Below are 17,629 nucleotides of genomic sequence, written 5' to 3'. Positions count from 1 at the left end.
GTCCTCAGAAGCGTTGCGGAGAGAAGGCAGATATGTCGATGGCGGTCGCGTTTCCAGTGACCAGCTCGGCGACCAGCCGTGCAGTGCCGGCGGATTGTGTCAGGCCCAGATGGCCATGGCCGAAAGCATGGATCACGCGAGGCGAATTCTTCGAGCGGCCAATCGCCGGCAGGCTGTCCGGCAGCGAAGGGCGGAAGCCCATCCATTGCACGCCGCCGGTCGCGACCAGCCCCGGCAGGAAGGTCTGCGCCTTTTTCAGCATCGCTTCCGAGCGCCTGAAATTCGGCGGCCGGTGCAAGCCGCCCAGCTCCACCGCGCCCCCGACCCGGATGCCGGTCGAAAGCCGCGTCACCACGAAACCATGGCCACCGAATGTCACCTGGGTGCGCAGATCAAAGGCGCCGCGCGGCAGGGTGGTGTTATAGCCGCGCTCGGTTTCCAGCGGGATCTGGTCACCGACCGAGCGCGCGATCAGATGCGAATGCGCGCCTGCGGCCAGCACGACCTGGGCGCCGTGACGGATCTTTCCATGCGAAAGCACCTCGACCCCATCGGTCAGCGGACGCAGCCCGGTGACCTCGTCGCGCTCCAGCACACCGCCATTGGCACGGAAACGGTCGGCCAGCGCCAGGGTGTAAAGCTTCGGGTCCGAGATCGAATACCAGCCCGGTGTAAAGGTGCCATGGGTGAACCGGGGCGCCAGACCGGGCTGCAGCGCCGCCATCTCGCTTGCATCCATATGGCGGAATTCGATCCCGTGTTCTTCGCGCGCCCGCCAGCCGGGGAGGCTGGCATCAAGTTCGGCCTTTGACTCGTAGACCTGGAGATTTCCCTTCTTCTCCAGCATCGACAGCGTACCGGAAAGGGTCAGGAACCCCTCCAGCTCCGACTTTGACAGATCCATCAGCGCGGTCTGTGCCACGGTCGAATGCCGCACCCTGGACGGCGAGCAGGCCCGCCAGAAGCGAAACATCCAGGGCGCGATCTTCAGCGCATAGCCGGGCGGCACGCTCAGCGGCCCCAGCGGATCCAGCAGCCATTTCGGCGCCTTGCGCAAGATACCCGGCGAGGCCAGCGGCAGAATATCGGTAAAGGCAAAAGCCCCGGCATTCCCGGCTGATGCTCCGGCTGCCGGCCCTTCGCGATCCAGCACGGTGACACGGAGGCCCCGCGCCTGAATGGCAAGCGCCGCGGAAAGACCCACGACGCCCGCCCCGATGACAATCACATCGGTCTCGTTTTGCATTTCTGATCGGCCTTAATGGGTGGCGGCAAGAAACTTTTGCAGCTCGGCGGTCTTCGGCGCGCCGAACAGCTCTTCGGGGGCGGCGATCTCGGCCATGATGCCCTGATGGAAGAAAGCCACACGGTCGGAAACCTCACGCGCGAATTTCATCTCATGGGTGACGCAGATCATCGTCATGCCTTCCGAGGCCAGCATGCGAAGGGTGTCAAGCACCTCACCCACCAGCATCGGGTCAAGCGCCGAAGTCACCTCGTCGAACAGCATGTAAGACGGCCCCATCGCCAGCGCCCGGGCAATCGCCATCCGCTGCTGCTGACCACCCGAAAGCCGCGCCGGATAGACCGAAAGCTTTTCGCCCAGACCGACATGTTTCAGCTGCTTCACCGCCTCGGCCTCGGCCTCGTCTTTCGCGCGGCCCAGCACCTTCCTCGGCGCCAGCATGACGTTTTCCAGCACCGTCAGATGCGGGAAAGCATTCCATTGCTGGAACACGATGCCGATCTTCTCGCGCAGCTTGTTGAGGTTCGTCGATTTCGCGTGAACCTCGACCCCGTCCACCAGGATGCGGCCGGAATCGATAGGCTCCAGCCCGTTGATACAGGTCAGAAGCGTCGATTTCCCCGAACCCGAACCGCCGATCACGGTCAGAACCTCGCCCTTGGCCACCGTCAGGTCGATGCCCTTGAGCACTTCCAGCGGGCCAAAGCTTTTGCGGACTTTTTCAATCTCAATCATTGGACCACCGTTTTTCAAGCCAGGCGCCAAAGCGGGCGACCGGGAAGCTGATCACGAAGTAGAAGACGCCGCACAGAAGCAGCAGGAACAAGGGCTCGTTGAGGCGGGTGATCAGGTCTTTCGTGCTTTTCATCAGCTCGGTCACCTGGACCACATAGACCAGCGCCGAATCCTTCATCACCCCAAGCGCAAGCCCGATCCAGGAGGGCAGCGCCACCCGGCTGGCCAGCGGCATCGCGATGTAGCGCATATCCTGCGCCCAGCTCATGCCCAGCGACCGCGCCGCCCGCCTGGTATTGGGCGGCACCGCCTCCATCGCGCCGCGCACGATCTCGGAACAATAGGCGGCGGTATACAAAGACAGCACCCCGCAGGCGACAGCAAAGCCAGAGACGCGCAGTTTCAGAACCACCGTCACAAAGGCAAAGGCCAGCGACAGCTGGATCAAAAGCGGCACCGAGCGGCATATATCCAGCACGAAGGTCACCGGCGCGGCCCACCAGGGGCCGGCCTGAAAGCGGAAGATCCCGAAGATCACCCCCAGAACCGAGCCGATGGCAACCGAAATGGCGGTGACAAGCAGTGTCATCCCGGCGCCCTGGACCAGCATCCAGAAGTCTTTGGCGGTCATTGCCGTATCGAACATGTTCCGCCCTCCTTAATATCTGAACAGCCGGGCTGCGATCAGCCGGGCAGAGAGGGTGACAGCCTTGGTCATCACATAGAAGATGACGGCGGCGATGGCGAACATCTCAAAGGTGCGGAAATTGATCTTCACCAGATTGTCGGTGACGCCGAACAGATCCGAATTCATCGAGATCACCGCGCCAAGCGAGGTCATCAGGATCGCCCAGACGAACTGGTTCGTCATCGGCAGGAAGGCGATCCTGAGCATCTGCGGCAGGAGGACATAGCCAAAGGCCTGCGGCGCCGACATGCCCAGCGACCGCGCCGAGCGGGTCTGGGTATCCGGGATCGCCTTCAGCGCGCCACGGAAATTCTCATGCAGGTAACCGGCATTGTTGAAGGTGATCCCCGCCAGCAGCGCGATATAGGGCGAAAGCCGCAGATCGACCGCGAAACCCAGATTCGGCTGGGTCCATCCCGTGATCAGGATGCCCAGACCCGCCAGACCAAAGAAGGCCATATAGATCTGGAACAGCGCAGGCGTGTTGCGGGCGATTTCGACCCAGACCGTGGTGATCGGCGAAAGCAGGCGATTTCCCGACAGGCGGAAGGCGGTCAGCAGGATAGCGAAGAAAATTCCAAGGATCATCGAGAGCACGGCGACTTCTAAAGTCACCAGCGCCCCTTGCAACATATCCGGCAGGGACTGGAACGCCTGGTTCCAGCGAAAGCTGTAATTGAACATATCCGCCTCTCAGTCTTTGAACGGAGAAGCGGCGCGGAGGACAGGCCCCCGCGCCGCCATTCAGGCGGTTGGTTCAGCGATAGACGCCTGGGATGGTCAGATTGGCCGGCTCACCCTCGCCAACCCATTTCTTGTAAAGCTCGGCATAACGGCCGGTGCGGACCTGCTGGTTGATGAAGAGGTCCATATAATTGATCAGACCATATTCCTCGCGCAGCGTGATCAGCGCAACATAGTCCGGAACCATCGGTGCCTTGTCGACGACCTTGATGTCACCGAAATTTCCGCTCGCGACGTTGGCATTCGCGACTTCCATCGTACCGACGGTGGCATCCAGCTGGCCCTGGCTCAGCGCAAGGAAAACATCGGCCTGGTTCTGGAACGGACGGAACTCGCCCTCGCCCCATGCCTTGACCTGACCTTCCAGCCAGATCGCCTCATAGGTGCCGGCGGTGGCGCCGACGATCTTGCCCTTCATGTCTTCCCAGGAGGACATTTCCAGACCCGGACGGGCGACGACCGCATTCTCGAACGCATAATAGGGGATCGAGAAGCCGGCGGTCTTGGCGCGCTCCAGCGTATCCGAGGTCGAGGCCACGGCCACATCAACCCGGCCCGACATCAGCGCCGGGATACGCTCGGGGAAGGTGGTCTCGACGATCTCGGCGGTGACGCCAAGCGCCTTGGCAAGGTCATTGCAGTAATCGACATCGAAGCCGATCGGGTTGTTGTCGGCGTCTTTCGACCCCATCGGCGGGAAATCAAGCACGACCGCGCAGCGCAGGGTGCCCGAGGCGATGATGTCGTCAAGCTTGTCGGCCATGGCCGGACCTGCCATTGCAGTGGCTGCGGTCAGACCGAGGGCAAGGACTTTGGATTTCATGCAGACTCTCCCTGAGCTGTTCTTGCTGTTGATTCACGTCTTCACACTATTATGCGTGATCGGCCTCGACGCAAATCAAAAATACATTTAGTATACAAGAGCCCTGCCAGAGCGGGGAAAGGAAGGCGATCCGGCTGCAAAATCGCCCGATTCAGGCATTCTTCCCGTGCGCCCTGGATGTATTCTGATATTGCATCGCAGAAACACGGCAAATGGCGGCCGGAATGCCTTCTGAATATGCCCCCTTTCCGGCGCCGATTCTCCGGCAAGGGCGCCGCGACCCGGACTGAAGCCGCTGCCCGACAGGGATATGGAGACGAGACATGACCAGCACGACCCTTTCGATCCAGGATCTGGGCCAGCGGATCGAGGCGATCTTCACGCGCTCGGGCATGAATGGCCCCCAGGCTGGCGCCATGGCCCGGGTGCTGACCGCGGGCGAGCGCGATCACTGCAAATCGCATGGCATCTACCGGATCGAGGGCACGTTGCGCACCGTAAAGGCGGGCAAGGTCAATCCGGTTGCGGTGCCGGTCGTCACACCCGATGACGGCACCGCGCTGGTCCGGGTCGATGCGCAGGGCGGTTTCGCCAATGCAGCGTTCGAGCTGGCTTTGCCCGAACTGGCCGCACGCGCGAAAAAACTCGGGCTGGCGGCGATGGTGATCAATGACTGCACCCATCTCGCCGCGCTCTGGCCCGAGGTCGAGGCAGTCGCCGCCCATGGCCTTGCCGCGATGGTGATGTGCCCGAGCTATGCGACCGTGGCGCCGACCGGCGGCAAGGATCCTCTCCTGGGCACCAACCCCTTCGCCTTTGGCTGGCCCCGCCCGGACAGCGACCCCTATGTTTTCGATTTCGCCACCTCGGTCGCCGCGCGGGGCGAGGTCGAGCTGCATCGCCGCGCCGGCAAACAGCTTCCCGAAGGCTGGGCGCTGGACAAGGATGGCCACCCGACCACGGACCCGGAAGCCGCCCTTGCAGGCGCGATGCTGCCCTTTGGCGGCCATAAAGGGTCGGCGATCTCGACAATGATCGAGCTGCTGGCCGGTATTATGATCGGCGATCTGACCAGCCCGGAAGTGCTGGATTACCTTGGCTCCACCACGCTGGCGCCGCGCCATGGCGAGCTGATCCTGGCCTTCTCGCCCGAGGCTTTCGCCAGGGGCCGGGCCGGCGACCCCTTTGCCCGTGCCGAGATGCTGTTCGGGGCGATCACCGGCCAGGGCGCCCGCCTGCCGTCGCAGCGCCGGTTCCGGGCGCGCGCGGAATCAGCGGCAGCGGGCATCACCCTGAGCGCGGATGAAATCGCCCAGCTGGAACGATTCCAGACGCTTGGCCTGGATGCCGTCTGACACGGGCGAGGCCTTGTATATCCAGGTGAAACAAATTTCACCCATGAGGCGTTTTCGCGCAGATTTTTGGTCTGTTTTTTGAGCATTTCACGTTTCTGATACGGATAAGCGGAATGTTCGGATGACTTTCGCCGGTCCCTCGGCCATAGGCTGGCAGCATTCCGGCCGCCTTTGCGGCGCCGGAGGCCGCCCTCCTCCCCTCATCCAGGCAAGCAGATCAGAATGTCCAAACTCGCGCTCCGCGTCACCTGCCCCTCGACCCGCGGCATCGTCGCCGCCATCTCGACCTTTCTCGCCGGTCAGGGCTGCAACATCACCGATTCCAGCCAGTTCGACGACAGCCATACCGGCCGTTTCTTTATGCGCGTCAGCTTTCGCAGCGAAGAGAGCAAGACGCTGAAAGACCTGCGCGAGGCCTTTGCCACCGTGGCGAAACCCTTCGACATGAACGCAGAATTCTTTGACGAGGCCGCGCGGCGCAAGGTCATCATCATGGTCTCGCGCTTTGGCCATTGCCTGAACGACCTGCTTTACCGCTCGAAGATCGGCGCGCTGCCGATCGAGATCGTCGCTGTCATCTCGAACCATATGGATTACCAGAAGGTCGTGGTGAACCAGGACATCCCCTATTACTGCATCCGGGTCACCAAAGAGAACAAGGCCGAGGCCGAGGCGGCGCAGATGCGCATCGTCCGCGACACCGGCGCCGAGCTGATTGTGCTGGCACGCTATATGCAGGTTCTGTCAGACGAGATGTGCCGCGAGATGTCGGGGCGGATCATCAATATCCACCACTCCTTCCTGCCGAGCTTCAAAGGCGCGAACCCCTATAAGCAGGCGTTTGAGCGCGGCGTGAAGCTGATCGGCGCAACCTCGCATTACGTCACCGCCGACCTGGATGAAGGACCGATCATCGAACAGGATATCGTGCGGATCACCCATGCGCAGTCCGGCGAGGATTATGTCAGCCTTGGCCGCGATGTGGAGGCATCGGTCCTGAGCCGCGCCATCCATGCCCATGTGCATGGGCGGGTGTTCCTGAATGGCGAGAAAACGGTCGTGTTCCCGGCCTCGCCCGGATCCTATGCCTCGGAGCGTATGGGCTGAGGGCGGGAGCCTCCGGCGGGGATATTTAAGGACAGATGAAATGCGAAAGCGGGCGCTCCTGTCGGGGGAGCGCCCTTTTTCGTGAAGCCGGCCTGTCCCGTGTCAGGCGAGGTAGGGTTTGACCTCGGGGAGTTTCGACCATTCGCCATACCAGGTGTCGAACAGCGCCAGCTGCTTTTCAATGAAGCCGGCCTGGCTGGACGACAGGGTGTCATCGGCGTTGAAATGGAGCGCGTATTCCGGATTCCCCTTCAGCACCATCATATGTTTGAAGAAGAGGACCAGATCCGGGCCACCATCGACGCGGGCCAGTTCATAAAAGGCGGTGTCGAGTTCTTTCGCGAGGCGGCGGGCCTTGAAATCGCCGGCGGCGGCGGCTTTGCAGAGATTGCCCAGCACCAGGATCTCGCGCGGCAGCACGCAGCCGATGCCGGTGATCGCGCCAACGGCGCCCGCATTGACATAGCCGTGGAAGACCGAGGTATCGATACCGATCATCAGCGTGACCTCGTCATCGGCCGAGGTGATGTGCTCGGCCGCATAGGTCAGCGCGGCATCGCCGCCGAATTCCTTGAAGCCGATCAGGTTGGGATGCTCGGCGCGCAGCGCGAAGAACAGATCGGCCTTGGTTTCGAACCCGTAATAGGGGCTGTTATAGATCACGGCGGGCAGCTTCGGGGCCGCCGCGAGGATCGCCTTGAAATGCGCCTTTTGCGCCGCCGGGACCGAGCCGCGCGACAGCACGCGCGGGATCACCATCAGCCCATGCGCGCCCACTTTCGCCGCATGTTCCGCCAGCGCCACGGCGGATGCCGTATTGATCGCGCCGGTGCCGACGATGACCTTCACACCGGCTTTCACCAGGCGCTCCACCCCTTCCATCCGCTGCGCGTCGGTCAGGAGCGGCCAGTCGCCCATCGAGCCACAATAGACCACCGCCGACATGCCAAGGCCGACCAGCTCTTTCGCCTTTTTCACCAGCGCGTCGAAATCGGGGCTGCGATCGGCTTTGCAGGGCGTCATCAGGGCGGGGATCGTGCCGGTGAAGATATCGCTCATCTTGCTGGTTCCTCTGTTGCGGCCGCGTGGACGAAGAGGCGGCCCGAATCCTTGTTCACAGACGAATATAGAGTTTGTATTTTATTTGTCGACATAAATTCCGCGCCGCGTATCGCGACAGCCAGACCTGGCCGGTTTTCAGATGGCGATGTCCTGGCGGCGGTCGCGGGTGATCGCTTTCTGGATCTGGCGGATGATCTGATCGGCATGGGCGCGCGCGACCTGATCAGCCGCCGCGATATCGCGGGCGGCTATCGCCGCGACCATCTGCTCATGCTCGCGCAGCCATTGCGCCGGCATATCGCCTTCAAAGCTGCTGTAATAATACAGCCTCAGCAGCCGCCTTCCCTCATCCAGCAGCCGGCTGAACAGCGAGAGGTAATAGCGGTTGCGCCCGGCTTCGGCGATGGCGTGGTGGAACTGGCGGTTGGTGGCGATCATGCCGATCTCGTCATTCACCGCGCAGCGCTCTTCATAGGCGCGCTGATACCGGCGGATACGGTCGAGATCCTCGGGCGTGTGATATTCCGCCGCCAGCCTCGTCGTCACCCGATACATCAGCGTCAGCGCGTCGAAAAAGGTGTGGAGATTGGCGAAGTCGATCTGCGACACCATGGTCGAGCGGTTCGGCAGCGTGTCGATCAGCCCCTCGGCCGCCAGCCGCACCAGCGCCTCGCGGATGGGCGTGCGCGACATGCCGAAACGTTCGGCCAGCTGGATCTCGTCGACAATCGACCCGGGCGGCAGCTCCAGATCGAGGATCTGGTCGCGCAGGAGTTCATAGACCATCCGCACGCCCGAGCCGCGTTTGCGGTCCTGGCTGGCAGGCATTTCGCTGGCAGTCATCGGCGCGCTTCCCTTCTTGTCGACAAAAGGAATACGTCACTGTTTTTCCGCGATCAACTGCCGCAATGGCCCGGGGCGCGATCAGGCCGCCGAAAGCCTGGCATATCGCCCGCCGCTGACCGACAATTCAGCATGTGTGCCCATTTCGGTGATGCGGCCTTCCTCCATCACGATGATGCGGTCGGCGTCGCGGATCGTCGCCAGCCTGTGCGCGATCACCAGGGTGGTGCGGCCCTGAGCCAGGCGCTCCAGCGCGGCCTGGATCTCGCGTTCGGTCTCGGTATCCAGCGCCGAGGTCGCCTCGTCGAGGATCAGGATCGGCGGGTTTTTCAGAAAAACGCGCGCGATGGCAACCCGTTGCTTCTGCCCACCGGAAAGCATCACGCCGCGCTCGCCGACGATGGTATCAAGACCCTGGGGCAGCCGCGTGATCATTTCCGAAAGCTGCGCATGTTCGGCTGCCGCGACGATCTCGGCCTCAGACGCATCAAGCCGCCCATAGGCGATATTCTCGCGCAACGTGCCGCCAAACAGATAGACATCCTGGCTCACGATACCGATCTGGCGGCGCAGACTGTCCAGCGTGAAGCCGGTAATATCATGCCCATCCAGCGTGATCATGCCCGAGGCCGGTTCATAAAACCTGGGCAAGAGCGCCAGCAGCGAGGTCTTACCCGCCCCCGAAGGCCCGACAAAGGCCATGGTCTCGCCCGGCCGCACCTCGAAAGTGATATCGCGCAGCACCGGGCGCGTCGGATCATAGCCGAAATTCACCGCATTGAACCGCATCGCGCCACTCAGCGCAGGCGCCGGGCGGGCGTCAGCGCGGTCGGCAATATCCGGCTCGGTCGCCAGCAGCTCCTGATAGCGGCGGAAGCCGGCAATGCCTTTCGGATAGGTCTCCAGCACGGCGGCGATTTTTTCCAGCGGCCGGAAGAACACGGCTGACAGCAGCAGGAAGCCCACGAAACCGCCCGTCGTCAGGCTGCCCTCCAGCACATAGCCGGCGCCAGCCACCATGATCAGCACCTGGACACCGCGCATCCCGATATAGTTCAGCGCCTGGCTGGCGGCCATGATCTTATAGGCGTCCAGCTTGGTCTGGCGGTACATCGCATTGTCATGGGCAAAGCGCTCTTTCTCGTGTTCTTCATTCCCGAAGGCCTGAACAACGCGAATGCCGCCGACATTCTCTTCCATCCGCACATTGAAATTCGCCACGCGGCTATAGATTGCGCGCCAGGTCGCCGTCATCCGCCCGCCAAAGACCGACACGACCAGCACCGCGACCGGCACGATCACCGCCGTCATAATCGCCAGCGGCACATGCAGCCAGAGCATCAGCGCGAAGGCCCCGATAAAGGTCATAATCGCGATGAACAGATCCTCGGGGCCGTGATGCGCCACCTCACCGATCTCTTCCAGATCGCGGGTCACCCGGGCAATCAGATGGCCGGTGCGCGATTTGTCGAAATAGCTCCAGGACAGTTTCTGGATATGGTCAAAGGCACGGCGCCGCATCTCGGTCTCGATATTGATCCCGAGCATATGGCCCCAATAGGTCACCACCGCCATCAGCCCGGTATTGACCAGATAGACCCCCATCAGCACCGTCGCCGCCATCAGCGTCAGGGACCAGTTTCCCGCCGGCAGCAGCACGTCGATGAACCCCCGAACCGCGAGCGGAAAGGCCAGCTCCAGCAGGCCCGACAGAACGGCACAGCCGAAATCAACCCAGAACAGGGTTTTCCATGGCCGGTAATAGGAGAAAAAATCGCGCAGCATGGCTCACTCTGTCAGCCGGGGCAGAACACTGGCCCGAAGTCGCAGGGGTGAACCCGCCGGGCTGAATGGTCAAGGGGGATCAGCCGAAAGCCGCCACCGCCCCTGCGACCGTCAACACCACCGGCGCCCCTTCCATCAGGCGCGGGCCGCCCATCTGGTCGACCTGAATCTCGACACCCTGGCAGCTGACCCAATAGGTCAGGTCGTGGCCCTTGAACTCCACCGCCGAGATGCGGCCCTGCGGAGTTTCGCGCGCTTCGGCCGCCCGGATCGCAATCCGCTCGGGCCTGACAGACAGCCCCACCTGGCCCGAAGCCGGGTGTTCCAGCGTGATCTGCCCCAGCACGGTGTCACAGGTCTCACCGCTTGCATCCCCGGTGATCAGATTGGTCCGCCCCAGAAAACCCGCGACAAAAGCATTGGCCGGGCGGTCATAGACCTCGGCCGCCGGGCCGCATTGCAAAAGCCGCCCGTTTTCCATCACCGCCACCCGGTCGGCGAAACTCAGCGCCTCCTCCTGGTCATGGGTGACAAAAAGGATACCGATGCCGGTCGCCTTCAGAAGCGCCCGGATCTCGCGCCGGGTCCGCGCCCGCAAACTGGCATCAAGATTGGAAAACGGCTCATCAAGCAGGATGACCCCCGGCCCGGCGGCAAAGGTGCGGGCCAGAGCGACGCGCTGCTGCTGGCCGCCCGACAGCTCGTCAGGGTAGCGCCCGGCGTAATCCACCAGCCCGACCATCTCCAGATAGCGCGCAGCAGTGGCGGGGGCGCGATCCACCGCGCCGAACAGCACATTCTGCGCCACGGTCATATGCGGAAAAAGGGCATAGTCCTGGAACACCATGCCGATGCCGCGCCGTTCCGGCGCCAGCGCGGTGATGTCGCGCCCGGAAAGCCTGACCGCGCCCTGATCCGGCGTCTCGAACCCCGCCACCATCCTCAGCGTCGTGGTCTTGCCGCAGCCCGAAGGCCCGATCAGCGCCAGGATCTCCCCCGCTGACAGATCCAGCGACAGATCCTCCACCGCCGCCTGGCCCGGGCCAAAGCGCCGGCTCAGCTGTCGCAATTCAAGCAAGGCTGCGCTGCTCATCCTCTTCCCGATTCCTTCCGATCCACGCCTTCATATTTCAGGATCAGCCCGACGAAAAACGCCGAAAACACGATGATAGCCAGCGCGTATGGCGCGGCCTCGGTCATCATCCCCTCGACCGTGCGGCCGAATACGGTGGTCGAGAGGCTGCGCCAGCCGGTCGGCGCCAGCATCCAGTTCAGTGGCAGCTCCTTGACCACTGCGATAAAGACCAAAAGCCCCGCCGCCACCATCGGCCCTTTCAGCTGCGGAGCCGTCACGCGGGCAAAGGCCGCCCCCGGCCCCGCCCCAAGCGCGCGGGCCGCCTCCTCGGGCCGCATCCCGATCTGCATCAGCGCAAGCCGCAAAGGCCCAAGCGCCAGCGCGAGGAACGTCATCACCCAGGCGAAAATCAACACGCCATGGCTCTGATAGGCAAAGGGGATCACCGCCAGTGTGAAAAACACCATCGCAAGGCCAAAGGCCAAAGGCGGCGTCGCATAGCCCATCCAGGCCAGCCGGTCGGTCAGGCTCGCAAACCGGCCCGGCCAGCGCAAGGTCAGCAGCACCACCGGCAGCGCCAGCGCAACCGTCAGCACCGCCACCACCGCGCCCGCAATCCCCGAATTCACCGCCGCCTGGGCCAGCATGGCCCAGTCGATCTCGCCAATCCCGCGCCGCATCCAATGCCCCAGCACCGCCAAAGGCAACCCGAGCGCAGCGAGGCTTACCAGAAGAATCCACCCCCAGGCGGCAACCGCCCAATACCCCAGCCTTACCGGGCGCACCCGCCGCTGCACCCCGGTGCCGACCCGGGCAAAGCGACGGCTCCGCGTCAGCCGCGCCTGCGCAAACAGCGCCAGCGCCGCGACGCCCAGCAGCATCAGGGAAAGCCAGGCCGCATAGGTCCGGTCAAAGGCGCCGGCATATTGCGTATAGATCGCGTAGGAAAACACCTCATAGCGCATCAGCGCGATGGCTCCGAAATCGCCGATCACATAAAGCCCGACCACCAGCCAGGCCGAGATCAGCGCCGGTTTCAGTTGCGGCAGCACCACATGGCGCATGACCTCTGCCCGCCCCCGCCCCAGCGAGGCGGCGCTCTCCTCCAGCCCCGGATCCATACCCAGAAACGCCGCCCGCAGGTTCAGGAAGATATAGGGAAAGGTATAAAGCGACAGCGACAGAGCCGCGCCCCAAAGCCCGTGCAAAGGCGGCAGCGAGACCCCGAACCATTCGCGCGCAAAGCCGTAATAGCCCGACAGGCCCAACAGAGCATAGGCCATCACATAGCCCGGCACCGCCAGCGGCAGCGCCATCAGGAAGGTCACCAGGCCGCGCGCGCGCAGATCGCTGCGCGTCACCAGCCAGGCCATGGGCAAAGCGATCAGCGTGCCGATCGCCAGCACCAATGCCACCAGCGCCAGCGTATTCCCGAGCAGCATCAGATTGCGCGCGCGAAACACGATCTCCGCCAGCTGTGCAGGCTCCGCCCCGAAGGCGCGGATCACCAGGTAAAGCGCCGGCAGGCAGGTGCCAACGCCCACCAGCCCCGCTGCAAGCAGCAAGGCAAGCTGCGGGCGAGGCCTGCGCCCCGCCCGCCCCGATGTGGCGATGCCGGTCAAGCTCAGAGCAGCCCGACCTCACGCAACAGCGCGAGCGTGCCTTCCAGATCGCCGATCTGGTTCACATCGACCTTGGGGCTGATCGCCTGCACCGCATCCAGGCTTTCCAGCGTCGCATGCGGGATCACGCCCGGGGTCACCGGATATTCATAGCCCTGCAGCGAGATGAATTGCTGCGCGGCGGGAGAGAGCAGATAGTCGATGAACTTCTGCGCGTTTTCCTTATTGTCCGAGGCCTCGACGATCCCCACCCCGGCAACCAGCACCAGATTGCCGATATCACCAGCCTCGAAATTTGTCTGATCGACCGGGAATTCCGCATCCTTGGCGGTATAGCGGCCAAGGTAGTAATTGTTCACCAGAGCAAAATCAACCTCGCCGGCTGCGACAGCGTCGATCTGGGTGCCGTTGTTTTTATAGACCTTGGCGTCATTGGCGATCATGCCTTCCAGCCAGGCTTTGGCCGCCTCATCGCCATGGGTCAGGCGGAAGGCGGTGACAAAGGCCTGGAAACCGCCATTGGTCGGCGCCCAGGACACCCGGCCCTTATATTTCGCATCGGTCAGATCGGTGATCTTCGCGGGCAGGTTTGCCGGCTCGACCCGCTCGGTCGAGTAAACCAGCACCCGGGTCCGGCCCGAAGTTGCCACCCATTTGTTCGACGGGTCGCGGAAAACCTCCAGCACCTTCTCATTCTCGGTCGCCGGCAATGCGGCAAAGACCGGAGCCAGCGCGCCAAGCGCGCCCGCATCCTGGGCCCAGAACAGATCGGCCGGGCTGTTGGTGCCCTCTTCCTGCAGCAGGGCCGCCATTTCCGAGGTCGACCCATAGCGCACATCGGTCTTGATGCCGGTCTCGGCCTCGAATTGCGCGATCAGCGGCGCGACCAGCGCCTCGCCGCGCCCGGAATAGATTGTCAGCGTATCGGCCGCTGCCATCTGGCCCAGCCCAAGCGCCAGCGCAATGCCCGCCGCAAACCTGCCCGCGATAAGATTACCAGGTGCGAATGTCATCGAAGAGTCTCCTTCGCTATGCCCCGCCGCCAGCACGTTCTGCACTGGTGGATGGGCAGATACCCGGCAGCAGCCGGGTCGTGAAATTGTCGCAAAATGTCGTAACATTTTTCCTGACAATTATCATCGGTAATCTGAGTTGAAAACAGGCAATCGTACCGGGCTGCTGTCGGCCGCCGGTGTCATGCCGTTCGGTCAGGAAAATAAGGCGCAGGCGCCGCTGACGAATGCCGCCAGAGTGGCGGTTTCGGCGATCACCAGCGGCCCCGCCAAATGATCCCGGGGCGGCTGATGCGCGTTGCGGGGGTGACTGTCAGCGGGCAAAGCAACCACCGCCGCGAATCCATCCGGCGCCGGTTCGGGCACCACATCAGTGCCATTGACACTCAGCCGCAGGGCGGTGGCATCGGTGGATACACGGATCTCCAGTGTCACCGTCTCCGCCGCCACATGGGTCTGCACCTCCAGCGACAGCCGGCTCGCCTGGGCGGTCGCGGGCAGATCGGACAATTCCGGCGTGCGGGGGGCAAGGCCGGTCTGCGGCAAAAGCGGCTCCATCGCGCGGGCCAGGGCCAGGAGCGCGGTATCGTCCCAGGCGCGCCCGGCAAGGGTCAGCCCGGCCGGCATGCCTGTATCGGCCATAACCCCCATCGGCAGCGTCACCGTCGGCACACCAAGATGCCGGATCGCCAGATTGCCATTCGCAACCCAGGTGCCGTTCCGCCAGGCCAGATCGGCCGAGGCCAGGTTCACATCGGCATCCGCAGGCCCCACATCCGCCACTGCCGGGAAGATCACCGCATCATAGCCCTGCGCCGCCATCCAGTCTTCCAGATCGCACTTGCGGGTTTCTTCAAGACCCCGGAAGCCTTCCTCCAGATGCGGGATCTCGCGGAAATCGCTGACCGGATGGGCGCGGATATGCGCCGGGTAATCGGCGATATCATCCTCAAAGCCGGTATAGCGATCCGCCAGCGCGCCATCGGGGCGGGGGAAGATCCGGCTGCCATCGACATCCGCCAGCCGGTTCAGCGCCGGGTCGCCATTGGCCGCGAGGAAATCATCCCATGCCCATGCCGAGAGATCGACAATCTCGCGCCGCAGATAGTCGGGCGAGACCAGCCCCCGCGTTCCGATCTTCGGCGCCCCCTCGCGGTCGCCCTCATAGTTCGAGACCAGCGGGAAATCCGAGGCGACAACCTCTGCCCCTGCCGCCCTCAGCGCGGCCAGAACCCGGTCCATCAGCGCGATGACCGAGGCGCGGGTCTCGATCCGCTGCCCGGTCGGGCCGCCGATCCCCGGCGCGGCACCGGTGCCGGCCTCCTTGTCCTGGTTCACATACATCGCCGGCAAAGCAAAACGCCTGCCCCGCAGTGCGGTCCCGACCGCAGCATAAGAGGGCGGACGCAGTTCCGAGGGGCGCGGCATCCGGACCCAGTCCTGCGCGCGCCACAGATCTCCCCGCGTCTCGGGGTCATCCGCCACGATCACATCCAGCACGTCCAAAAGATCCGCCATGCTCCGCGCATGCGGCACCACCACATCCATCGTCGGCACCAGCGGCCAGTTGCCCCTGACCGAGATCAGCCCGCGCGAGGGCGTCAGCGCACAAAGCCCGTTATTCGCCGCCGGCGCGCGGCCCGAGGACCAGGTCTCCTCGCCCAGCCCAAAGGCCGCAAAACAGGCAGCGGTCGCGGTGCCCGACCCGTTTGACGAGCCGCTCGCAAAGGCCGCCGTCAGGTAATCCGAATTCCAGGGTGATTCCGCCCGCCCGTAAACGCCCCTTTGCATGCCGCCATTGGCCATTGGCGGCATATTGGTCAGCCCGATCAGCACCGCGCCGGCCGCGCGCAAGCGGGCAATCGCGAATGCATCATCCCCCGCCACCAGGTCGCGAAAGGCGGGCGAGCCCGCCGCCACCGTCAGCCCTTTGACCTTGTAACTGTCCTTGGCCGTATAGGGGATGCCATCCAGCGGCCCGAGGCTCTCGCCCCTGGCGCGGCGCAGATCCGAGGCGCGGGCCTCCTCAAACATCGCCGGGTTCAAAACCGGGACGGCATTCAGCCTGATCCCGTGACGGTCATAGGCCGCGATCCGGCGCAGATAGCCTGCGACAAGCGCGACCGAAGTGACATCACCCGCCTCCAGCGCCCCACGCAGACCGGCGATGCTGGCGCCGTGGAGGTTCATTTTCGGGCCCTCATTTTCGGGCCGAAGGCTGGTGTTGCGTGATGCAATGCACCCCGCCGCCGCGCGCGAAGATCTCGCGGGCATCGACGGTCACAACTTTACGCCCCGGATAGGCGGCAGCAAGGATCTCAGCCGCCGCAGCATCCGCCAAAGCCTCTCCGAAGCCGCAGGCAATCACCGCACCATTCAGCACCAGATGGTTGATATAGGACCAGTCGTTGAAGCCATGCGCATCCGTAATGGCTTCGGGCGCAGCGACCGGAATGATCTCAAGCCTGCGGCCCTTCGCATCCCTTGCCGCCTCAAGCTGCGCGCGGATCCCGGCCATCACCTTGTGATCCGGATGCCCGGGATTGCGCTGGTCATGCAGCAAGACCTTGCCCGGCGCCGCGAAGGTCGCGACGATATCGACATGGCCATTGGTGCCGAATTCCCAGTAATCCCCGGTCAGGCCCTGCGGCAGCCAAATCACCTTTTCCGCACCCAGCATGCGGGCGAATTCCGCCTCGACCCGCGCCTTGTCCGCGTAAGGATTGCGGCGGGGATCAAGCTGCACGGTTTCGGTTGCGAAAACCGTGCCCTCCCCATCGACATGGATGCCGCCGCCCTCATTCACAAGCAGCGAAGACACCACCGGCACCCCCGCCAGCCCGGCGATGTACTGCGCCAGCCCGCGGTCATTCTGCCATTCCGCCGGATCGTCTGACCCCCAGGCGTTATAGGCCCAGTCAACCGCCGCGATGGAGCCATCCGCCGCCTGCACGAAAGTAGGCCCGGAATCGCGGGTCCAGAAATGTTCGATGGGGCGTTCGACCAGCTCGACCGCTGATCCGAGCATGCCCTTCGCCCGCGCCGTCTCGCTGGGGTCGACGATCATCGTCACCGGCTGGAAGGGCGCAATCGCCAGCGCCACATCGGCCCAGGCGCGGTAGCCCGCCTCACGCGCAACGGTGCCCTCGCCCAGCGTGGCACTCTCGCGGGGAAAGGCCATCCAGACCCGGTCCTGCAGTGCGGTTTCAGAAGGCATGAACCAGGTCATCGGCATCTCCCTGCGGCTTTTGCCGCCATGAGACGCCAGAATCCCCGGCCGGCGCAAGAGCCTCGCCGCCTACCCTTTGGTGATATCCGGCCCGGGCAAGGCGGCGCCGGAATCCAGCAGGCTGCGGATCAGCTCGAAACTGTTTCTGACGCGCAGCTTGCGGATCATCGCGGCACGGTGAACCTCGACCGTGCGGGGCGAGCAATCCAGCACCCGCGCGATCTCTTTCGAGGTCATCCCCCCCACCATATGCCGCGCCACCCGCATTTCGGCCGGGGTCAGCAATCCGGGCGCCGCCCCCG

The 17,629-nt window shown here is 63.8% G+C and carries 16 protein-coding genes; 2 read left to right on the top strand and 14 right to left on the bottom strand.

What is annotated here, in order from left to right; all coding sequences use genetic code 11:
* Nucleotides 1-4 precede the first annotated feature (4 nt).
* The 5 genes from DRF71_RS25260 to DRF71_RS25240 all read right to left on the bottom strand — a co-directional run bounded on the left by DRF71_RS25260 (nt 5) and on the right by DRF71_RS25240 (nt 4,236).
* Nucleotides 5-1,246: an NAD(P)/FAD-dependent oxidoreductase gene (locus tag DRF71_RS25260; RefSeq protein ID WP_112313224.1), complete on the bottom strand. Its 1,242-nt coding sequence runs from the start codon at nt 1,244-1,246 to the stop codon at nt 5-7.
* A 12-nt stretch (nt 1,247-1,258) separates the two neighbouring features.
* Nucleotides 1,259-1,981 carry an amino acid ABC transporter ATP-binding protein gene (locus DRF71_RS25255; RefSeq protein ID WP_112313223.1) on the bottom strand — a complete coding sequence of 241 codons (723 nt, stop codon included), beginning with the start codon at nt 1,979-1,981 and terminating at the stop codon, nt 1,259-1,261.
* Complete coding sequence (locus DRF71_RS25250; protein ID WP_112313222.1) at nt 1,974-2,627, bottom strand: amino acid ABC transporter permease; 654 nt, start codon at nt 2,625-2,627, stop codon at nt 1,974-1,976. The genes DRF71_RS25255 and DRF71_RS25250 overlap by 8 nt, the downstream gene beginning before the upstream one ends.
* 12 nt (nt 2,628-2,639) lie before the next feature.
* On the bottom strand, nt 2,640-3,353 hold the full coding sequence (locus tag DRF71_RS25245) for an amino acid ABC transporter permease (RefSeq protein WP_112313221.1): 714 nt from the start codon (nt 3,351-3,353) through the stop codon (nt 2,640-2,642).
* A 73-nt stretch (nt 3,354-3,426) separates the two neighbouring features.
* Nucleotides 3,427-4,236: a transporter substrate-binding domain-containing protein gene (locus DRF71_RS25240; protein ID WP_112313220.1), complete on the bottom strand. Its 810-nt coding sequence runs from the start codon at nt 4,234-4,236 to the stop codon at nt 3,427-3,429.
* A gap of 323 nt (nt 4,237-4,559) precedes the next feature.
* Here DRF71_RS25240 and DRF71_RS25235 point away from each other — a divergent pair, with 323 nt between their 5' ends.
* Nucleotides 4,560-5,591, top strand: coding sequence for an Ldh family oxidoreductase (locus DRF71_RS25235; RefSeq protein WP_112313219.1), 1,032 nt, complete (start codon nt 4,560-4,562; stop codon nt 5,589-5,591).
* A 222-nt stretch (nt 5,592-5,813) separates the two neighbouring features.
* On the top strand, nt 5,814-6,698 hold the full coding sequence (purU, locus tag DRF71_RS25230) for a formyltetrahydrofolate deformylase (RefSeq protein ID WP_112313218.1): 885 nt from the start codon (nt 5,814-5,816) through the stop codon (nt 6,696-6,698).
* Nucleotides 6,699-6,800: 102 nt separating this feature from the next.
* Here purU and DRF71_RS25225 read toward each other — a convergent pair whose 3' ends face one another.
* The 9 genes from DRF71_RS25225 to DRF71_RS25185 all read right to left on the bottom strand — a co-directional run.
* Complete coding sequence (locus DRF71_RS25225) at nt 6,801-7,757, bottom strand: dihydrodipicolinate synthase family protein (RefSeq protein ID WP_112313217.1); 957 nt, start codon at nt 7,755-7,757, stop codon at nt 6,801-6,803.
* A 138-nt stretch (nt 7,758-7,895) separates the two neighbouring features.
* A complete protein-coding gene (locus DRF71_RS25220; protein WP_112313216.1) occupies nt 7,896-8,603 on the bottom strand; it encodes a GntR family transcriptional regulator in 708 nt (235 codons plus the stop codon).
* Nucleotides 8,604-8,684: 81 nt separating this feature from the next.
* Nucleotides 8,685-10,388 carry an ABC transporter ATP-binding protein gene (locus DRF71_RS25215; protein ID WP_112313215.1) on the bottom strand — a complete coding sequence of 568 codons (1,704 nt, stop codon included), beginning with the start codon at nt 10,386-10,388 and terminating at the stop codon, nt 8,685-8,687.
* Between the two features lie 79 nt (nt 10,389-10,467).
* A complete protein-coding gene (locus DRF71_RS25210) occupies nt 10,468-11,481 on the bottom strand; it encodes an ABC transporter ATP-binding protein (protein WP_112313214.1) in 1,014 nt (337 codons plus the stop codon).
* Entirely contained in the window at nt 11,478-13,028 is a 1,551-nt protein-coding gene (locus DRF71_RS25205; protein WP_232831681.1) for an ABC transporter permease, read from the bottom strand. Before DRF71_RS25205 ends, DRF71_RS25210 begins: the two co-directional genes overlap by 4 nt.
* Nucleotides 13,029-13,087: 59 nt before the next feature.
* Nucleotides 13,088-14,098, bottom strand: a complete 1,011-nt coding sequence (locus DRF71_RS25200; protein WP_232831680.1) for an iron ABC transporter substrate-binding protein — start codon at nt 14,096-14,098, stop codon at nt 13,088-13,090.
* Nucleotides 14,099-14,293: 195 nt separating this feature from the next.
* Nucleotides 14,294-16,288 carry an amidase gene (locus DRF71_RS25195; protein WP_112313213.1) on the bottom strand — a complete coding sequence of 665 codons (1,995 nt, stop codon included), beginning with the start codon at nt 16,286-16,288 and terminating at the stop codon, nt 14,294-14,296.
* Between the two features lie 10 nt (nt 16,289-16,298).
* Nucleotides 16,299-17,327: an agmatine deiminase family protein gene (locus DRF71_RS25190; protein WP_112313357.1), complete on the bottom strand. Its 1,029-nt coding sequence runs from the start codon at nt 17,325-17,327 to the stop codon at nt 16,299-16,301.
* Nucleotides 17,328-17,396: 69 nt separating this feature from the next.
* Nucleotides 17,397-17,629 (bottom strand): LuxR C-terminal-related transcriptional regulator (locus DRF71_RS25185; RefSeq protein ID WP_198672375.1); only part of this gene is annotated, 233 nt, incomplete at its 5' end.

The sequence above is a fragment of the Pseudogemmobacter bohemicus genome (assembly GCF_003290025.1).
GTDB classification, from domain to species: Bacteria; Pseudomonadota; Alphaproteobacteria; order Rhodobacterales; family Rhodobacteraceae; genus Pseudogemmobacter; species Pseudogemmobacter bohemicus.
Note: the sequence above shows the minus strand (reverse complement) of the source record. Positions and strands in the feature narration are given on the sequence as shown.

Bases quoted from the DNA above. Each gene is read 5' to 3' on its own strand.
- DRF71_RS25190 (WP_112313357.1), bottom strand. From the start codon at position 17,327: ATGACCTGGTTCATGCCTTCTGAAACCGCACTGCAGGACCGGGTCTGG.
- DRF71_RS25255 (WP_112313223.1), bottom strand. From the start codon at position 1,981: ATGATTGAGATTGAAAAAGTCCGCAAAAGCTTTGGCCCGCTGGAAGTG.
- DRF71_RS25260 (WP_112313224.1), bottom strand. From the start codon at position 1,246: ATGCAAAACGAGACCGATGTGATTGTCATCGGGGCGGGCGTCGTGGGT.
- DRF71_RS25235 (WP_112313219.1), top strand. From the start codon at position 4,560: ATGACCAGCACGACCCTTTCGATCCAGGATCTGGGCCAGCGGATCGAG.
- DRF71_RS25210 (WP_112313214.1), bottom strand. From the start codon at position 11,481: ATGAGCAGCGCAGCCTTGCTTGAATTGCGACAGCTGAGCCGGCGCTTT.
- DRF71_RS25195 (WP_112313213.1), bottom strand. From the start codon at position 16,288: ATGAACCTCCACGGCGCCAGCATCGCCGGTCTGCGTGGGGCGCTGGAG.
- DRF71_RS25200 (WP_232831680.1), bottom strand. From the start codon at position 14,098: ATGACATTCGCACCTGGTAATCTTATCGCGGGCAGGTTTGCGGCGGGC.
- DRF71_RS25225 (WP_112313217.1), bottom strand. From the start codon at position 7,757: ATGAGCGATATCTTCACCGGCACGATCCCCGCCCTGATGACGCCCTGC.
- purU (WP_112313218.1), top strand. From the start codon at position 5,814: ATGTCCAAACTCGCGCTCCGCGTCACCTGCCCCTCGACCCGCGGCATC.
- DRF71_RS25220 (WP_112313216.1), bottom strand. From the start codon at position 8,603: ATGACTGCCAGCGAAATGCCTGCCAGCCAGGACCGCAAACGCGGCTCG.
- DRF71_RS25245 (WP_112313221.1), bottom strand. From the start codon at position 3,353: ATGTTCAATTACAGCTTTCGCTGGAACCAGGCGTTCCAGTCCCTGCCG.
- DRF71_RS25215 (WP_112313215.1), bottom strand. From the start codon at position 10,388: ATGCTGCGCGATTTTTTCTCCTATTACCGGCCATGGAAAACCCTGTTC.
- DRF71_RS25240 (WP_112313220.1), bottom strand. From the start codon at position 4,236: ATGAAATCCAAAGTCCTTGCCCTCGGTCTGACCGCAGCCACTGCAATG.
- DRF71_RS25250 (WP_112313222.1), bottom strand. From the start codon at position 2,627: ATGTTCGATACGGCAATGACCGCCAAAGACTTCTGGATGCTGGTCCAG.